Origin of the sequence: Micrococcus sp. KRD070, assembly GCF_017168435.1 — a bacterium.
Lineage (GTDB): Bacteria > Actinomycetota > Actinomycetes > Actinomycetales > Micrococcaceae > Micrococcus > Micrococcus luteus.
Genome location: NZ_JABFNH010000001.1, coordinates 1 through 3,091 on the forward strand (window position 1 = coordinate 1; position 3,091 = coordinate 3,091).

Below are 3,091 nucleotides of genomic sequence, written 5' to 3' on the forward strand. Positions count from 1 at the left end.
GTCTGGGGGGCCGGGGTGGGCTTGCGTCGCTGTGCTCGCAGACTCAGGTCGGGCTCAAGCTGCTTCTCGTTCATGCGGTGATCCTTTCGAAGATGAGGCCGGCCAGGTCGGCGTAGGCGGAGGCGACGGGTTCGCGCTTCTCATAGTGGCCCAGCCAGTCGCAGGCCAGACGTGCACCGGGGACGATGGAGCGGGCCGGCACCAGGGGGGTGAGCAGCAGCCCGGTCTCGCGCAGCTCCCAGCAGGGCCATGGACTGTTTGAACGCGGCCACGCTGCGGCAGGCTCCGTGCACCCCGACGCAGTCGTCCGAGGCGGGGCGGGCCGCATAGATCACCCGTCTGCGGCGGTGAACGCGTTGGGGGTCAACGGCCCGCCCTGACGGTCGGGGCAGTGGACGACGAGCTGTGGATGCCGCGAGCGAGACGAAGGGCGGGGGCTTCGCGTCTCCGCCTCTATCGTCGGGTCCCCGCGCCCTCCGGCCGACCCCATCCATGACGGCGCGGGGCTGCCGGCGTTCCGGACGGGCCCGGTTGACCGGCCTGCGATCACCCCACCGGCCCCGGGGACAGGGTCCACGTCGAGAGCAGCCGACCCAGCAGGCAGCCCCGCCCGGCCACCCTCAGTCCCGTGGCGTGACCGAGCGCAGCGCGAGCTCGGTGAGGACGGCCGCCTCGAGGGCCTCGCGTCCCTTGTCCTCTCGGGATCCGGGCAGGCCCGCCCGGTCGCGGGCCTGCTGGTCGGTGTCCACGGTGAGCACGCCGAAGCCCACGGGAACGCCGGTGCGCACCGAGACCTCCGTCACGCCCTGGGTCACGGACTGGCACACGTAGTCGAAGTGCGGGGTGTCCCCGCGCACCACGACGCCGAGGACCACGACGACGTCGAATCGCTCCGCCAGCCGCGCCGCGGCGACGGTGAGCTCGACGGTGCCGGGCACGCGCACGAGCACGGGCTCCAGGCCCAGGTCGGCCGCGGCGGCCTGCGCCCCGGCGATCAGCCCGTCCATGATCTCCGTGTGCCACTGGGCGGCGACGATCGCCACGTTCAGGCCGCTCGCAGCGGCGGGGTCGGGGGTGAAGGTCGGGGCTCCGGCGCCGCTCATGGGGTGTCCTCCTAGTGGGTCGGTGGTCGGGTCATCGGCCGGCGTGGCGGGGCCGCCGGTGGCCGTCGGCGGTTCGAGCACGCGGTCCGCCAGGGCGTGGGCCATGCGGTCCCGCTTGGTGCGTAGGTAGACGACGTTGTGCTCGGTGACGGGCGTGGGGGCCGGGACACGCTCGACGACGTCGATGCCGGCCGCCCGCAGCCCCGCGACCTTCGCGGGGTTGTTGGTGACCAGGCGGATGCGCCGATGGCCGGCGGCCGTGAGGACGGCGGCGGCCCCGGCCCAGTCGCGCGCCTCGGCGGGCAGACCGAGGGCGAGGTTGGCCTCGACGGTGTCCATCCCCTCCTCCTGGAGCCGGTAGGCGCGGATCTTGTTGGCCAGGCCGATGCCGCGTCCTTCGTGGCCCCGGAGGTAGAGGACGGCGCCGCCCTCGGCCGCCGCGCGGGCGAGGGCGTCCTCGAGCTGGGGGCCGCAGTCGCAGCGCAGGGAGCCGAGCACGTCGCCGGTGAGGCACTCCGAGTGCACGCGGACGGTGAGGGGACGCTCCGGGTCGGTCTCCCCCGCCACGAGCAGCAGGTGCTCGGCCCCGGTCTCGGCGTCCACGTGCACGCTCACGCGGAACAGGCCGTGCCGGGTCGGCAGGGTGGCCTCGGCGGGGACGGCGGTCAGGGTCGGCGTCGTCTCCTCCAGGTGGGCCACGAGGTCCTCGATGGAGATCAGCACGAGGCCGTGCTCGTCGGAGAACTCCCGCAGGGCGGGCAGGCGCATCATGGTGCCGTCGTCGTGGACGAGCTCGGCGATGGCGGCCACGGGCGCGACGCCGGCCAGGCGGCACAGCTCGACGCCGGCCTCGGTGTGGCCGCGGCGGGCCCGGACGCCGCCGGGGACGGCGCGCAGAGGGAACACGTGACCGGGCCGGGTCAGGTCACCGGGGGCGGCACCGGGGTCGGCGAGCACGCGGAGGGTGCGGGTGCGGTCGGCGGCGGAGATGCCGGTGGTGACGCCGGCGGCGGCGTCCACGCTCACGGTGTAGGCGGTGCCCTTGGGGTCCTCGTTGACGGTGGTCATGGGCGGCAGGGCCAGGCGGTCGGCCAGGCCGGCCGGCAGGGGCGCGCAGATGACGCCCGAGGTGTGGCGGACGGTGAAGGCGGTGACCTCGTCGGTGGCCAGGGCGGCGGCGTAGATCAGGTCGCCCTCGTTCTCGCGGTCGGCGTCGTCCACGACGACGACGGGCCGGCCGGCGGCGATCGCGGCGATCGCCGCGGGGACGGGGTCCAGACGGATGTGCTCGCTCACGGGCGGGCCTCCTCGGTGGGTGCGGCGGGGGCGGACGGGATGAGCGCGAGACGCTCGGCGTACCGGGCGAGCACGTCGGTCTCGAGGTTGACGCGGTCGCCCGGCCGCAGGGCGCCCAGGGTGGTGGCCTCGAGCGTGGCCGGGATGATGCCGATCTCGAACCAGTGCGCGGCCGCGCCCGGGTCGGAGACGGCGGTGACGGTGAGGGAGACGCCCTGCAGGGCGATGGCCCCCTGCGCGGGGACGTAGCGGGCCAGGCGGGCGGGCAGGCCGATGCGCAGGGTGGTCCAGGCCCCGTGCGGGGTGACCGCGAGGACCTCGCCGGTCCCGTCCACGTGGCCCTGGACCACGTGCCCGTCCAGGTGGTCGGTGGGGCGCAGGCAGCGCTCGAGGTTGACCCGGTCCCCCGGGGCGCGGTCGCCGAGGCTGGTCATCCGCAGCGTCTGGCCCATGAGGTCGGCACGGAACACGCCGGGGCGCTCCGTGGGTCCGTCGAGGGCCGTGAGGCACACGCCGTCGACGGCGAGCGAGCCGCCGGCGGGCAGCCCGTCGAGGGCGCGGCCGGCGTCGAGGGTCAGCAGGGCGGTGTCGGCGGCCGCGTCGTGCTCGAGGGCGACGACGGTGCCGAGATGGGTGACGATGCCGGTGAACACTCAGTCCTCCTGGAAACGGGTCGGGGCGGGGGCGGTGGG

The 3,091-nt window shown here is 75.3% G+C and carries 2 protein-coding genes and 1 pseudogene; all 3 read right to left on the reverse strand.

Features of this window, described 5'->3' with window-relative positions; genetic code table 11:
• Positions 1 to 620: 620 nt before the first annotated feature.
• The 3 genes and pseudogenes from ribH to J1M38_RS00015 all read right to left on the reverse strand — a co-directional run bounded on the left by ribH (position 621) and on the right by J1M38_RS00015 (position 3,052).
• Entirely contained in the window at positions 621 to 1,103 is a 483-nt protein-coding gene (gene ribH / locus J1M38_RS00005) for a 6,7-dimethyl-8-ribityllumazine synthase (protein WP_036383758.1), read from the reverse strand.
• A 15-nt stretch (positions 1,104 to 1,118) separates the two neighbouring features.
• Positions 1,119 to 2,399: pseudogene (gene ribB / locus J1M38_RS00010) on the reverse strand (3,4-dihydroxy-2-butanone-4-phosphate synthase); the annotation flags it as partial.
• The gene (locus J1M38_RS00015; protein WP_063189646.1) at positions 2,396 to 3,052 is read right to left on the reverse strand and encodes a riboflavin synthase; all 657 of its coding nucleotides are present in this window, start codon (positions 3,050 to 3,052) and stop codon (positions 2,396 to 2,398) included. The gene J1M38_RS00015 and the pseudogene ribB, both read right to left, overlap by 4 nt.
• Positions 3,053 to 3,091 lie beyond the last annotated feature (39 nt).

What these genes read in the sequence shown, in the direction of transcription:
- ribH (WP_036383758.1), bottom strand. Translation starts at nt 1,103, where the DNA reads ATGAGCGGCGCCGGAGCCCCGACCTTCACCCCCGACCCCGCCGCTGCG.